General features: G+C 65.5%; 9 protein-coding genes. 1 reads left to right on the forward strand and 8 read right to left on the reverse strand.

All coding sequences use genetic code 11. From position 1 onward, the window contains the following. Positions 1-8 precede the first annotated feature (8 nt). The 5 genes from LDO54_RS24835 to LDO54_RS24855 all read right to left on the reverse strand — a co-directional run bounded on the left by LDO54_RS24835 (position 9) and on the right by LDO54_RS24855 (position 8,086). Entirely contained in the window at positions 9-1,931 is a 1,923-nt protein-coding gene (locus LDO54_RS24835) for an amidohydrolase (RefSeq protein ID WP_224013323.1), read from the reverse strand. A 145-nt stretch (positions 1,932-2,076) separates the two neighbouring features. Then, on the reverse strand, positions 2,077-2,712 hold the full coding sequence (locus LDO54_RS24840) for a hydrolase (RefSeq protein WP_065059686.1): 636 nt from the start codon (positions 2,710-2,712) through the stop codon (positions 2,077-2,079). Positions 2,713-2,815: 103 nt separating this feature from the next. Further along, positions 2,816-3,808, reverse strand: coding sequence for an alpha/beta fold hydrolase (locus LDO54_RS24845; protein WP_224013324.1), 993 nt, complete (start codon positions 3,806-3,808; stop codon positions 2,816-2,818). 311 nt (positions 3,809-4,119) lie between these two features. After that, entirely contained in the window at positions 4,120-5,031 is a 912-nt protein-coding gene (locus LDO54_RS24850; RefSeq protein WP_224013325.1) for a LysR family transcriptional regulator, read from the reverse strand. A gap of 91 nt (positions 5,032-5,122) precedes the next feature. Further along, a complete protein-coding gene (locus LDO54_RS24855; protein WP_224013326.1) occupies positions 5,123-8,086 on the reverse strand; it encodes an ATP-binding protein in 2,964 nt (987 codons plus the stop codon). 488 nt (positions 8,087-8,574) lie between these two features. Here LDO54_RS24855 and LDO54_RS24860 point away from each other — a divergent pair, with 488 nt between their 5' ends. Then, positions 8,575-9,507 carry an AraC family transcriptional regulator gene (locus LDO54_RS24860; protein WP_224013327.1) on the forward strand — a complete coding sequence of 311 codons (933 nt, stop codon included), beginning with the start codon at positions 8,575-8,577 and terminating at the stop codon, positions 9,505-9,507. Here LDO54_RS24860 and LDO54_RS24865 read toward each other — a convergent pair. From LDO54_RS24865 to LDO54_RS24875, 3 genes are read right to left on the reverse strand one after another with little or no spacing between them, the layout of a single operon-like run. Further along, entirely contained in the window at positions 9,504-11,030 is a 1,527-nt protein-coding gene (locus LDO54_RS24865) for an efflux transporter outer membrane subunit (protein WP_224013328.1), read from the reverse strand. The genes LDO54_RS24860 and LDO54_RS24865 overlap by 4 nt on opposite strands. Further along, on the reverse strand, positions 11,023-14,190 hold the full coding sequence (locus LDO54_RS24870) for an efflux RND transporter permease subunit (RefSeq protein WP_224013329.1): 3,168 nt from the start codon (positions 14,188-14,190) through the stop codon (positions 11,023-11,025). Before LDO54_RS24870 ends, LDO54_RS24865 begins: the two co-directional genes overlap by 8 nt. A gap of 13 nt (positions 14,191-14,203) precedes the next feature. After that, positions 14,204-15,379, reverse strand: a complete 1,176-nt coding sequence (locus LDO54_RS24875; RefSeq protein ID WP_405045117.1) for an efflux RND transporter periplasmic adaptor subunit — start codon at positions 15,377-15,379, stop codon at positions 14,204-14,206. Positions 15,380-15,464: the final 85 nt, after the last annotated feature.

The following is a 15,464-nucleotide window of genomic DNA, read 5'->3' on the forward strand; positions in this document are numbered from 1 at the left end:
GCTCCCGTTCAGAACGCGAAGCAGCTACAGCCGAGCGCGCCCCAGAAACCGTTCTGGTCCGAGACCGGCGCGTTGCTGCGCCACGCGCGGCCGTGTGCGTGCTGATGCACGCCGCACAGATTCACGCAGGCGTCGCTGCACGATTGCGCGAGCGTGGCCGCGTTCGCGGAATTCGCCACCGAATTGGCGACTGAATTTGCGACCACCGGCCGATAGCGCGCATAGCCGCCGAACTCCGCGACCGGCGACCACGTCGGGCTCACCGGCAGCGCGGGCGGTGCGAGCGTATCGAATTCCTCAACGGCGTAGACCACGCGGCCGTTCACCACGGTCAGCACCGAAGTCAGATGCTTGATCGACTCTTCCTCGATCGTGAAGAAGTCGTCGCTGAGCACGGCGAAGTCGGCGTACTGGCCCGGCACGAGCGCGCCCTTCTTCGTCTCGTCGTTCGAGAACCACGCGCTGCCCACGGTGTAGCGGCGCAGCGCTTCCATGCGGTCGAGACGGTCGCGTTGCGCGTACATCGGCGTGCCGCCCACGGTGCGGCCCGAAGCCAGCCAGTAGAGCGAAACGAACGGGTTGTAGCTCGCGACGCGCGTGGCGTCGGTGCCAGCGCCCACGGGCAGGCCCGCTTCGAGCATCTTGCGCACGGGCGGCGTCTGCGCGGCGGCTTCGGCACCGTAGCGCGCGATGAAGTATTCGCCCTGATACGCCATGCGATGCTGCACGGCGATGCCGCCGCCGAGCGCCGCGATACGCTCGATATTGCGTTCGGAAATCGTCTCGCAGTGATCGAAGAACCAGCGCAGGCCGTTGAACGGCGTGTCGGCGTTCACACGCTCGAACACGTTCAGGAAGCGGTCGATCGATTCGTCGTAGGTCGCGTGCAGACGCCACGGCCAGCGGTTCTGCACCAGCAGGCGCACGACGTCTTCGAGTTCCTTCTCCATGCCTTCGGGCAGGTCGGGACGCGGCTCCAGGAAGTCCTCGAAGTCGGCGGCCGAGAACACCAGCATTTCGCCCGCGCCGTTGACCTTGAGGAAGTCGTCGCCGTCGCCGGGACGCGTGGCCTTCACCCACTTCGCGAAGTCTTCCACCTCGCGCTTGGCGTTCTGCGTGAACAGGTTGTACGCGATGCGGATGCTCAGCTGATCGCGCTTCGCCAGTTCCATGATGACGGCGTAATCGTCGGGATAGGCCTGATAACCGCCGCCCGCGTCGATGGCGCTCGTTACGCCGAGGCGATTCAGTTCGCGCATGAACTGGCGCGAAGAATTCATCTGGTCGTCGAGTGCGAGCTTCGGACCTTTCGCGAGCGTGGCGTAAAGCAGGCCCGCGTTCGGACGCGCGATCAGCATGCCGGTGGGATTGCCGCGCCGGTCGCGCTGGATTTCGCCGCCCGGCGGATTGGGCGTGTCGCGGTCGTAGCCCACCGCGCGCAGCGCCGCCGCGTTGAGCAGCGCGCTGTCGTAGAGGTGCAGGATGAAGACCGGCGTGTCGGGCGCGATCGCGTTGATTTCTTCGAGCGTCGGGCCGCGCTTTTCCGCGAACTGGAATTCGTTCCAGCCGCCCACCACGCGCACCCATTGCGGCGCGGGCGTGCGCGCGACCTGCTCGCGCAGCATGTTGAGCGCATCGGCCAGCGACGGCACGCCGTCCCAGCGCAATTCCATGTTGAAGTTCAGACCGCCGCGAATCACGTGCAGATGCGAGTCGTTGAGACCCGGAATCACGGTGCGGCCGTTCAGGTCGATGCGGCGGGCGTCGTCGCGCGCCCATTGCATGACGTCGCGCTCGGTGCCGGTCGCCACGACCTTGCCGTTCGATACGGCCAGCGCGGTGACGAACGAGCGGCGCTCGTCCTGGGTTGCAATCTTGCCGTTGTAGATCACCAGGTCGGCGACGCGGGCAGGTTGATCGGGTGCGCTCATCGACGCTCTCCTGTGTTCTCGATGCGATGGATTGATGCGGCTAATTCGGTGTGCTGCTGCGCGCGCGAAGCCGGCCTTCAGTTTTTTTCAGGCCGCTTCGCGCGCTTCATCCAGCGAGGGCTCGCGCAAGCGCGAGCGTTCAGCTTCAGCCCGCCTCGCTCGCGTGCTCGCCGAGGATCTGCTTGGCGTAACGCACGCCGATGCCGTAGGCGCTGTGCGCCTTGAAGATGTCCATGCAGCCTTCGTAGGTCTCGCCGCGCGCCCAGTCGCGTTGCAGTTCGCACATGAATTGCAGCGAGTTCATCGGCACTGCGCCCGCCTGAACGATGCGCTGCACGGCGCGCTCGTGCGCTTCTTCCGTGATGTCGCCGCACGCGTCGGTCGGCACGTAGATCTCGAAGCCTTCGTTGAGCATCTGGATCGTCGGGAACGTCACGCAGACTTCGGTCCACAGACCGGCGATGACGATCTTCTTGCGGCCCGTAGCCTTGATCGCTTCGCGGAAGCCCGCGTCTTCCCACGAGTTCATCGACGTGCGGTCGATGGGCTTTTGCTGCGGAAACACGGCTTGAACTTCCGGCAGCAGATGGCCGCTGAACGAGTCGGCGGCGATGGTCGTGAGGACCGTCGGCACCTTGAAGAGCTTCGCGGCTTTCGCGAGGATCTGCACGTTGTGCAGCACCGTGGTGCGCTCGTGCGAATGCGTGCCGAAGAACATCTGCGGCTGGTGGTCGATCAGCGCGAGCGCGCAGGTGTCGGGGGTCAACAGTTCTTTTGCCATGAGAGGCTCCGTGTAGAGGTTGAGTCGGCGACGGTGAGATTAGGGCTCACGCGCCGCCGTGTCCTTGTCCGTATCTGAAATGTCCTGAATCGCTCAGGATCGCTTACGACTTCAGGAAAGCCAGCAGATCGGCGTTGACCTTGTCGACGTGCGTGCTGCACATGCCGTGCGGCGCGCCTTCGTAGATCTTCAGCGTGGCGTTCTTGACGATCTTCGCCGAGAGCTTCGCCGAGTCGTCGATCGGCACGATCTGGTCGTCGTCGCCGTGCAGGATCAGCGTGGGCACGCTGATCTTCTTCAGGTCGTCGGTGTAATCGACTTCCGAGAACTGCTTGATGCACTCGTACTGGCCTTTGATCGAACCGGCCATGCCCTGACGCCAGAAGTCCTGCACCAGACCTTGCGAGACCTTCGCGTTCGGGCGGTTGAAGCCGTAGAACGGCAGCGCCAGATCCAGATAGAACTGCGAACGGTTCGCGGCGACGCCCGCGCGGATGTTGTCGAACACCTGCATCGGCAGGCCGTTCGGGTTGGTCGGCGACTTGACCATTTGCGGCGGCACCGCGCCGATCAGCACGGCCTTGGCCACGCGCTTTTCACCGTGACGGCCGATGTAATGCGCCACTTCGCCGCCGCCCGTGGAATGGCCCACGAGCATCGCGCCCTTCACGTCGAGCGCGTCGAGCACGGCGGCCAGATCGTCGGCGTAGGTGTCCATGTCGTTGCCCTCGGACGGCTGGCCCGAGCGGCCATGACCGCGGCGGTCGTGCGCGATCACGCGATAGCCCTGGTTCACGAGGAACAGCATCTGCGCGTCCCACGCATCGGCGCACAGCGGCCAGCCGTGCGAGAACACCACCGGCGTGCCCGTGCCCCAGTCCTTGAAGTAGATCTGCGTGCCGTCCTTCGCGCTCACGTAGCCGCCGCCGTGATGGTGGCCCGTGCCGTGCGCGTGGGGCGCGGCGCCTGCCGGGGTGGCTGCGTTCGCGGCCAGGCTCGACATGGCGGCCATGGCGCCGGCCATGCCCGCGCTGGCCGAAAGCATCCGGCGACGCGAGGCCGAAGGAATGGTCGTGTCGATTTGCTGCGTGTTCATGCTGGATCTCCGTCGTTGCATCGCTGCGTGTGCAGGGGCGATGAGGTTGCGCGTGTCGGCGTGTCGTTGAAGCGCAGTGCGGCGAGCGAGAAGTGATGAAGTGGGCGCCGCATGCGTGAGCGCAGATTACGGAGACGGACCTGCAAAGTCCTTGTCGCGATCTGAAAAGTCCTGAATTCAGAAACGCACGGTTGGACGGAAAACGGACGAGCGGCATCGGCGGCCCAGGCGGGGCCGCGATGTTTCGAGGAATCGGAGGGTGAATCGGAGGGAGAAAAGACGTGCCGCGCGTGCGTTCACGCGCGACGGAGTCAGCGCACGTTCAGGTGTGCTTCGAGAAAGCGCAGCAGCGCGCGCACCTTCGTGGAGTGACGCCGATTCGGCAGATACGCGGCATGCACGACCGCATCACCGCCTTGCGGACTCACCTGCCATCCGTCGAACACGCGCACGAGCCGACCGGCAGCGATCGGCTCGCACACGAGCCATTCGGGCAGCAGCGCGAAGCCCTGCCCCGCGAGCACGGCGGCGAACAGCATGTCGATGCTGTCCGAGACGAGGCGGCCGCGCACGTTCACCGGCTCCTGCGTCTCGCCGCGCGTGAAAGTCCAGATCTGGCGCGCACGATAGCCGCCGCCATAACTCACACGCAGACATTCGCGCTGCGCGAGTCCGGCGGGCTCGTCGGGTACGCCCTCACGATCGAGATAGTCCGCGCTTGCCACCACGACGCGCGCATTCTCCGCGAGCGTCTTCACGACGAGTTGCGGATTCGAATCGGGCAGGCCGATGCGCACCGCGAGATCGATGCGCTCCAGCGCGAGATCGACATAGCGGTCGGCGGCCACCACGTCGAGCGTCATACGCGGATGCGCTTGCAAAAACGCGGCCAGATGCGGCGCGAGCACCACGCGGTTATAGGTGGACGGCACCGCGATGCGCAACATGCCCGCCGGTTCCGCGCCGCTGTCGAGCACGCTTTCGTCGGCTTCCGCGAGATCGTCGAGCACCTTGGCGATCTGCTCGACATAAGTCGCGCCCGCGTCGGTCAGGCTGACGCGGCGCGGCGTGCGCGTGAGCAGCACGGCGCCCACGTCCTGTTCGAGCGCATCCATCAGCCGCGTGACCGACGAGGTGGCGACGCCGAGCCGTTGCGCGGCCTTGGCGAAACCGCCGGCGTCCGACACTTCGAGCAGGGTCTTGAGGGCGAGTAGCTTGTCCATGGCGGGCATTATGCCAGCGCGCAAACTGCGCGGATTTCAGGCGCTCTCGGGCGTTTTCAGGCGTCGCCGGTTTCAGCCGCGCGCGCGGCGCTTACTGCGGTTGAAGCCGTTCCGCGTGCTGCGCGCGCGCCGCTTGCAGCGCCTGCCTGAGCGCCGCGAGACGCTGAAAGTCGGGTGCGTTCGAGGTCAGATCCCAACCCGACGCATTCAAGCCCTCGATCAAGGCCGCCGCGCGCGTCGTCTCGCCCTTGTCCCGCTCATACGCCGCGAGATCCAGCGTGGCGCGCAGCGCCCACAGCGGCGCGCCATCCGCGTGCGCCATCGAGATCGCTTCGTCGAGCAGACGCCGCCCCGCTTCCTCGCGCCGCGCCGCGTCGTCGGGCGGCGTGCCGCGCTGCGCCGCCCGACGCAACTCCAGCCAGCCGCGCGCGCGCTGCAACTCGGGCGCGAAGTAACGTTCGCCATTCGCGCGCGCATTCACAAGCGCCTCGTCGAGCCGCGTGCGCGCTTCGTCGAAGCGGCCCGCGTGCGCGAGCGCCTGCGCGTGCAGCACGACGAACGGCGTGACCACGCGCCGGAAGCCGCGCGATGCAAGACGCGGCAACGCGTTTTCCAGCCGTTCGAGCGCGACGTCGGCGTGGCCCGCGAGCATGTCGCGCTTCGCTGCCAGGCATTCGGCGTAATCGAGCCAGATGCCCAGCCGATGACTCGCCGACTGTGAACGCAGCAGCGACAGATAATTGGCCGCCGCCTGCTTCTCGCCGCAGTCGAGCGCAATCGGCACGGCCACGCAGGCCAGCACATGACTCAGCGACGGCTCCAGCGCATCGCCATGAATCAGGTCGAGCGTGCTCTCCACCAGTTGCATCGCCTTCGCGGGCTGGCATTGCAGCAGCGCGATGCGCGCGAGCGTGCCGCGCGCGTAGATCAGCGGATACACCGTGAGCCAGCCGCGCGACGGCATCGTCGCGCCGAGCGTCGTGAAGGCTTCGACGGTGCGTTCGAGCCGTTCGCGCGCCTGATCGTGCTCGCCGAAACAGTGCAGCGAAATCGCGAGCGTCTGCTCCGCGAGCCAGCGCCGCCACGGCGAATCGCCACTCGCCACCGCCTGCTGAAAACGCGTGGCGTAACGCAGCGACGTGTGGATGTCGCCGCTCGATTGCATCGCGTTCCAGAGGCCCCAGAGCGCGTCGGCGGCAAAGTCGGCATCGTCGGCGGCGCGCGCGAGACGCAGCACGCGCTCCCACAACGCGACGGCCTGGCCCATGTCGTCGCCCACGTGCAGCAGCGAGGTCGCGTAGGCGGCGCACAGCTTCATCTCGCAGACGACGTCGACGGAACCCGCCGGCAGCGCGTCGAGCACCGCGAGCGCGCGTTGCGCGCGCTGGCAGCACTCCTGCACGTGCGAAGTGCTGAGCAAGGTGCCGACGAGCGCGCCCGCGAGCGCCACGCCGAGCACCTTGTCGCCGTCGTCGGAGAAGGCCCAGTCGTAGGCGCTGCGTGCGTCGTCGAGCGAGAGACGCGTGCTCACATCGGCGCCATCGTGTTCCGGCTGCCCGACAAGCGGTCCGCTCTCTTCGATACGCTTGCGCATATAGCGCACGTGGCGCGTGGCGATGATCTGCGATTCGCCTTCGTCGCGCAGCTTTTCGAGCGCATAGGCGCGCGTGCTTTCGGTAAGCCGATAGACGGCGATCGCGCCGCGAAACTCCACATTGAGCAGCGACTTGGTCGCGAGTTCCGAGAGGCTCGACACGATCACCGCGATCGACATGCCGGGCTCGGCCGTCACCGCGCAAACGGCCTCGAACGTGAAGGCGCCCGCAAAACAGCCCGCGCGGCGAAACAGAATGCGCGACGCGCCGTCGAGCAGCATGTAGCTCCACTCGAAGGTTGCGCGCAAGGTTTGGTGGCGCGGCAAGGTCGAGCGCAAGCCGCCCGTGAGCAGATTGAGGCGGTCGTCCAGGCGCGAGGCCACGCCTTCCACGCCGAGCGTGGCGACGCGCGCGGCGGCCAGTTCGATCGCGAGCGGCAGACCTTCGAGGCGGCGGCAGATTTCGGCGACCAACGCGATGCTCGCCTGATCGCGCGCGCAATCGGGCGCGAGCGCGCGGGCGCGGCACAGAAACAGCGCGACGGCGGAATGCGCGAGGATCGCCTCAGTGGACACGCCGTTGGCGGGCACCGCGAGCGGTTCGAGGCGCAGCACGGATTCGGCCCAGATATGCAGCGGCTCGCGGCTCGTCACGAGCAGGCGTGCGCCATGATGGCGCGCGACCAGCGTATCGACGAAACCGGCCACCACGTCGATCACATGCTCGGCGTTATCGAGCACGAGCAGACAATTCGACGCCGCCACGGCCTGGCAGATCGCGTCCTCGCGCGACACGCCCGGCTCGCCGGGCAGATCGAGCGCTTCAGCCAGCGCGGCAAGCACGGTCTCGCGCGAGCTGGCCTTGTTCAGTTCGACGAAGCAGACGGCGCGGCCCTGGCGGCGCTGCATTTCGCGCGCCGCGTGACGCGCGAGACAGGTCTTGCCGATGCCGCCCGCGCCCACCACCGTGGTCACCGGCACGTGCTCGAACTGCTCGACGATGCGCGCGATTTCGGCTTCGCGGCCGATCAGCGGCGCGGTGCGAAGCGGCGGCAACGAAGGCACGGAAGCCGCTTGCAGCTGCGAAGGCGACAGTGGCGGCTGTGGCGGCTGTGGCGGCTGTGGCGGCTGTAGCGTCGAAGGCGGCGCGCTATCACGCACGCTGTGATGCACTTTCGGCACGACGAGCACATAGCCGCGCCCCGCCACCGTCTTGATGAGGTCGCGCTCGACGCCGAGCAGCTTGCGCAGCGCGGCCACGTGCACTTGCAGGCGGTTCTCTTCGACGATCGCGCCGGGCCACACGGCGTCCATGATCGCGTCCTTCGAGAGCATCGAGCCATTCGCGCGATACAGCACTTCAAGCACGTCGAATGCGCGCGCGCCGATGCGCATCACGAGCCCGTTGCGCCGGATCTCGCGTTGCTCGAAACTGACCCGCAATGTGCCAATCTGAATCATGGTCATCTCCAGGACATATTTGCGTGTTTGCACGTGACCTGACACGCACCTGGTTGAACACCGTCATTCGAAACAGCGTGACCGCCCGGTTTCGAACCCAATATCGCGCCTCCTCTCATTGACCTTCGGCTGTCCCCTCTATTTCGTGCCGCGAAGTGTAATGATTGGCAATAAATCCGTCTTGAACAATAATTCGCGTTATGCGCGGCGAGGCGCGCCAAATGGGCCGCACGCATCGCGCGAGGCGATTATTTTTCAAGTCATTTCGGGTTCGAAATTGTTAGCAATCGGCAGCTGATTCACTGCCGAACCGGCATTCAGCGGGCATTCGGCCGGCATTCAGACCGATAAGCGCAAGGCATGGCGCGCGTTGCCGCTGTTTCTGACCAATGGTATAAATGTCACCTCGAATCTGGCGAACCGGTTACAGCGCAGTGTTGTCCGCGCCGTCCAATACATCCGGGCAATCCGGCACGAGGTCACCGTTCATGATTTCGCGAGTCATTTCCGCGCCGGTTGCGGCCACGCCCAAAGACAATCTGGGCTGTGTTTCCAGCAAATTGCGAAAAGATATCCATGTGGACAGCGGGGATATCACGTTCTATCGAAAATGCATGGAAGAAGCGGATCTCAGCCGCGTGACCATGCCCGCCTGCGAACGCGGATTTTTGACGGGCATTTCATTAGGCCATGCGCACCGCCGGAAAATATTTACGGGTGCACGCACGTTAGATCGGCATTTCGATACCGATTCGATCTATATCCGCGATTTTTCTGAAGATTATCAGGCGGATATGTATGGCAATTTCGATTTCGTATTGATCGAATTGTCACGGCCCTTTCTGGACCGCCTCGCCGACGAGCAGGACCTGCCCGCCATCAGCGGCCTGACCTGCGACGTGCAGCAGAAGGATGCGGTGCTCGGCCATCTGGCCCGCGCGCTCGCCGCGAATCTGGAACTCGCGGGCTCGATCAATACCTTGTTCGTCGAGCAGATCGGTCTCGCGATCGGCTCGCATGTCGCGCGCCAGTACGGCAGTTTCAATGCCGCGAACGAACGCGCCAAGGGCGCGCTCTCGGCGGCCAACGAAGCACGCGCGAAGGAACTGCTGCTGGAGCGTTCGCGCGACGGCGTGTCGATTGCCGACATCGCGCGCGAGTGCAATCTGTCGCGCGGCTATTTCATCCGCGCATTTTCGAAGTCGACGGGGCGCACGCCCCATCAGTGGCTGCTAGAACAGCGCACCGACGAGGCGCGCCAGCTTGTCGAACGCACCGACATGACGCTCTCGGAGATCGCCGCGCAATGCGGTTTCGCCGATCAGAGTCACTTGAGCCGCGTGTTCCTCAAACTGGTGGGCGTGTCGCCAGGCGCCTGGCGGCGGCACGCCCTGCGCGCCGCACTGTCTCGACAGGATTAACGCACCGCGGTCGCGGCGCTCGCCGGCACGGCCGCGCGCGACGTTTCCATCGCCGTGCGGTCCGAATCGGCGTTGCGCGGTGCGTCGCCGGTCTGTGCGACCCAGCCGCCGCCCAGATACTGGTAGAGATCCACGAGATTCGTGAGACGGCTCAGATTCGCGCTGATCAGCGATTGCTGCGCGGAATACAGATCGGTCTGCGCGCTCAGCACCGAGAGGTAGCTGTCCACGCCGTTGCGATAACGCAGATCCGAAAGCGTGTAGCGGCGCTGCTCGCTTTCGGTGTACGCGCGCAGATCGCTGATCTGCGAGTCGTAGGTGCCGCGCGCGGCGAGACCGTCCGCCACTTCGCGGAACGCCGTCTGAATCGCCTTCTCGTACGACGCCACGTCCTCGTCTTTTTCGAGCTTCGCCACGTCGAGGCTGGCCTTGTTCGCGCCGCCCTCGAAAATCGGCATCGTGATCGTCGGACCGAAATCCCACGCGAGTTGACCCGGCTTGAACAGCGAGCCGAGGCTCGCGCTCGCATAGCCGAACTGGCCCGTCAGGCTGATGCTCGGGAAGAACGCCGCGCGCGCCGCGCCGATATTGGCGTTGGCGGCCTTGAGCGTTTCCTCGGCTTCGAGAATGTCGGGACGGCGCGTGAGCAGATCGCTGGGCAGGCCCGCCGGAATATCGGCGAGCAGCTCCTGCGAATCGAGCGGCAAGCCCTCGGGCAGATCGGCGGGCAACGGCGCGCCCACCAGCAGCACGAGCGCGTTTTCGGCCTGCGCGCGCAGACGCACTTCGCTCTCGTAGTTCGCGTGCGCCTGCTGCACCACGCCCGCTGCTTCACGCAGATCGAGTTCCGAGCCGGTGCCGGTGTCGAATTCCGTCTTCGTCAGTTCGTACGATTTCTGCGCGGCGTCGAGCGTCTCCTGCGTGACCTTCATCGTGTCGTCGTAGGCGAGCATCGTCAGGTACTGGTCGGCGACTTCGGAGATCAGCGTGAGCTCCGCCGCCTTGCGCGCCTGCGCCGTCGACAGATAGGTGTGCAGCGCCTCGTTCGAGAGGCTGCGCACCTTGCCGAAGAAGTCGAGTTCCCACGACGCGCCCGCAGCCGCGTCGTAGTCGCTCGCGACCGTCGCGCGGCCCACGTACGAGAGGTCGGCCGGCGTGCGCGTGCGCGTGCCGGTGCCGGTCACGGAAACCGTCGGCATCAGGTTGGCGCGCTCGATGCGGTACTGCGCGCGCGCCTGCGCCACCTTGAGCACGGAGACACGCAGATCGCGGTTGTTCTGCAACGCCAGCTCGATGAGCTTTTGCAGGCGCGGGTCCTTGAAGAAGTCGCGCCAGCCGATATCGGCGGCCGAGTGACCTTGCGCGCTGCGCGCGCCGGCACCCGGCTGGCTTTCATAAGCCGGACCCGTGGGATAGGCCGCCGAAACCGGCGCGGCCGGTTGCGTGTAGTGCGGCTCCAGCGTGCAGGCGGCGCTGAGGAACGCCGCCGCCACGCCGAGCGCGGTCAGCGAGAGCTTATTCATCGTGGCTCTCCTGCGTGCCGTGGGCCGCATCGGTGCCGCTCTGCGCGTTGTCTTCGGAGCGGCTGAATTTCGATCGAATGACCACATAGAACATCGGAATCATGAAAATGGCGAGGAACGTGGCCGTGAACATGCCGCCGATCACGCCGGTGCCGATCGCGTGCTGGCTCGCCGAACCCGCGCCGTTGCTGATCGACAGCGGCAGCACGCCGAGCACGAAGGCCATCGACGTCATCAGGATCGGGCGCAGACGCAGGCGTGCAGCTTCCAGCGCCGCCGCGACCGCGGTCATGCCGTGCTGCTCCTGCAGTTCGCGCGCGAACTCCACGATCAGAATGGCGTTCTTCGCCGAGAGACCCACGGTGGTCAACAGCCCCACCTGGAAGAACACGTCGTTTTCGAGGCCGCGCAGCGTCACCGCGAGCAGTGCGCCGATCACGCCGAGCGGCACCACCAGAATCACCGCGAACGGAATCGACCAGCTTTCATACAGCGCCGCGAGACACAGGAACACCACGATGATCGAGATCGCGTAGAGCAGCGGCGCCTGCGAACCCGATTGCAGTTCCTGGAACGAGAGACCCGTCCACGAATAGCCGATGCCTGCCGGCAGCTTCGCCGCCAGTTGCTCCATCGCGCTCATCGCCTGGCCCGTCGACTTGCCTGCCGCCGCCTGGCCCTGGATTTCGAGCGACGAAATCCCGTTGTAGCGTTCGAGCTTCGGCGAGCCGAAAGTCCACTTGCCTGTGGCGAACGAGGTGAACGGCACCATCGTGCCGCTCGTGCCGCGCACGTACCACTTGGCCAGATCGTCCGGGTTCATGCGGAACGGACCGTCGGCCTGCACGTAGACGCGCTTGATCCGGCCATCGGTGTCGAGGAAGTTGTTGATGTACTTCGAGCCCCACGCGATCGAGAACGTATCGTCGATGTCGGCGGCGGCGACACCCATCGCCTGGGCCTTCTCGCGATCGATATCGACCTTGTATTGCGGCGTGTCGTTCAGGCCGTTCGGACGCACGAGCGCAAGGTTCGGATCCTTCGCGGCCATACCGAGCAGTTGATTGCGCGCGGCCATCAGCTTCTCGTGACCGAGCGAAGCGTTGTCGGTCAGTTCGAAGTCGAAGCCCGATGCGGTGCCGAGTTCAGGAATCGAAGGCGGATTGATCGGGATGATCATCGCGTCCTTGTCGCCCGCGAAGTGCGCGAACACGCGGCCCACCAGCGCCTGCACCTTCTCGTTCGACGCGCGGCGCTTCTCGAAGTCCTTCATCTGCACGAACACCATGCCGGAGTTCTGGCCACGGCCCGCGAAGTTGAAGCCGTTCACCGTGAACACCGACTCGACGATGTTCTTCTCGTCGGTCAGCAGATAGTCGGTGACCGCCTTGAGCGAGCGCGCCGTGGTTTCCTGGGTCGAGCCCGGCGGCGTCTGCACCTGCACGTACATCGTGCCCTGGTCTTCATCCGGCAGGAACGACTTCGGCAGACGCACGAACAGGAAGCCCACCGCGACGATCACGCCGAGATAGATCACGAACCAGCGCGACGAACGGCGAATGACATGCTGCACGCCGCTGTGATACTTGTCGCGGCTCTTGTCGAAGTTGCGGTTGAACCAGCCGAAGAAGCCCTTCTTCTCTTCGTGATGGCCCTGCGGAATCGGCTTGAGAATGGTCGCGCACAGTGCGGGCGTGAGAATCAGCGCGCAGAGCACCGAGAGCACCATCGCGGCCACGATCGTCAGCGAGAACTGACGATAGATCGCGCCCACCGAGCCGCCCGAGAACGCCACCGGCACGAACACGGCCGAGAGCACGAGCGCCACGCCCACGAGTGCGCCGGTGATCTGGCCCATCGCCTTGCGCGTGGCTTCCTTCGGCGGCAAGCCTTCTTCCGCCATCACGCGCTCGACGTTTTCGACCACCACGATCGCATCGTCCACGAGCAGGCCGATTGCAAGCACGAGCCCGAACATCGAGAGCGTGTTGATCGAGAAGCCCGCCGCCGACATCACCGCGAACGTGCCCAGCAGCACCACGGGCACCGCGATCGTCGGGATCAGCGTGGCGCGCAGGTTCTGCAGGAACAGATACATCACGAGGAACACCAGCACGATGCCTTCGAGCAGCGTCTTGACCACTTCCTCGATCGACAGACGCACGAACGGCGTGGTGTCGTACGGATACTTCACGACGAGGCCGTGCGGGAAGTTCTTCGACAGTTCCGCGAGCTTCGCGCGAACGAGTTGCTCGGTTTGCAGCGCGTTCGCGCCGGTCGCGAGCTGAATGCCGAAGCCCGCCGCGGGCGCACCGTTGTACTTGGTGTCGAAGTTGTAGTTTTCGCCGCCCAGTTCGATACGCGCCACATCGCGCAGACGCACCTGCGAACCGTCCTGGTTCACCTTGAGCAGCACGTTGCCGAATTCTTCAGGTGTCCGGAGGAACGAGGCTTCCGTGATGGTCGCCTGCATCGCCTGGCCCTTCACGGACGGCGTGCCGCCGATCGAACCGGCCGCCACCTGCACGTTCTGGTTCGTGATGGCCGTTTCCACGTCCACCGGCGTCAGCGCGTACTGGTTGAGCTTGTCGGCGTTGAGCCACACACGCATCGAGAACTGCGTGCCGAACAGCGTGACCGTGCCGACGCCGTCGACGCGGCTCAGCGGATCTTCGATGTGCGACGCCACGTAGTTCGAGAGGTCGTAGCGGTCCATGCTGCCGTCTTGCGAGACGAACGCCATCACCATCAGGAAGCTGTTGCTGGACTTCGTGACCTTGATGCCCGCTTCCTGCACGACGGTCGGCAGCACGGGCGTGGCGAGTTGCAGCTTGTTCTGCACCTGCACCTGCGCGATGTCGGGATTCGTGCCCGCCGCGAAGGTCAGCGTGATGGTGGCCGCGCCCGAGTCGTCCGACGTCGACGACATGTACAGCAGATGGTCGAGGCCGCTCATCTGCTGCTCGATCACCTGGGTCACGGTGTCTTCGACGGTCTTGGCCGACGCGCCCGCGTAACTCGCGCTGATCTGGATGGAAGGCGGCGCGATGGTCGGATACTGCGCCACCGGCAAGGAGAAGATGGAGGCCACCCCCGCCATCATCAGGATGATCGCGATCACCCAGGCGAAGATGGGCCTGTCAATAAAAAATCGAGCCATTTAACGCGTCACCTCACACTGCGCCAGCGGACGCCGCGGCGGGCGAGGAAGCGGAAGCGGCCGCAGCCGCATCCGTTGCTGATACCGGCGTTGCGCCCTGATCGACGGCGTGCACGGTCTCGCCCGGCTGCACCTTCATGCCGCCCGAGATCACCACGCGGTCGCCCACGTCGAGACCCTTCTCGATGATCCAGTTGTTGTTCGTCACGCCGCCCGTGGTGAGCTGGCGCAGTTCGACCTGGTCCTTCGCGTTGACGACGAGCGCGGTCGGGTTGCCCTTCTGGTCGTGCTGAACGGCGGCTTCGGGCAGCAGCACGGCCTGCTCGTTGTAGCCTTCGTCGATACGCGCGCGCACATACATGCCCGGCAGCAGCACGTCGTGCGGATTGTCGAAGGTCGCGCGCACGGTGACCGAGCCGGTCGTCTGATCGACGGTGACGTCGGAGAATTCGAGGTGGCCCGTGCCCTTGTACGGCTGGCCGTCTTCGAGCGTCAGCTGCACCTTCGCGGCGTGCGGGCCGGTCAGCGTGACCTTGCCGTCGGCGGCGGCGCGGCGCAGCTTCAGACCGTCGACGCTCGATTGCGTGAGGTCCACGTACACCGGGTCCATCTGCTGCACGGTGGCGAGTTCGGTCGCGCCGCTCGACTGTACGTACGCGCCCGGCGTCACCGACGACTTGCCGATGCGGCCCGTGATCGGCGAATAGACCGTCGTGTAGCTCAGGTTGATCTTCGCGGTTTCCACGCTCGCGGCGTCGGCTTCGACATCGGCTTGCGCTTCGTCGGTGGCGGCCACGGCGTTGTCGTAGTCCTGCTTGCTGACCGCGTTGGCCGCGACCAGCACCTTATAGCGGTCCGATTGCGCCTTCGCGGCGATCAGCGTCGCGCGCGCTTTCGCGAGCGCGGCCTTGGCGTTGTCGAGCGTCGCCACATAGGGCGCCGGATCGATCTGATAGAGCAACTGCCCGGCCTTCACTTCGCTGCCTTCGACGAAGGTGCGCTTGAGCACGATGCCGGTCGCGCGCGCCTGCACCTCGGCGACGAGATGCGCGCTCACGCGGCCCGGCAGATCGACGGTCACGGGCACGGCAGTGGTCTGCACGCGCATGACGTTGACTTCCGGCGTGGCGGCGGCGGTGTGTTGCGGTTTGTCCGAGCAGCCTGCAAGGCCGATGGCGGCGCAAATCACCGCGCAGTGCGCGGCGAGCGTACGGAGTGACGGCGTTCCCGGTGTGATGGCGTAATTTCCTGAGTGTCTTGTCATATTCGCTAGA

Origin of the sequence: Paraburkholderia tropica (assembly GCF_914484835.1) — a bacterium.
Lineage (GTDB): Bacteria > Pseudomonadota > Gammaproteobacteria > Burkholderiales > Burkholderiaceae > Paraburkholderia > Paraburkholderia tropica_A.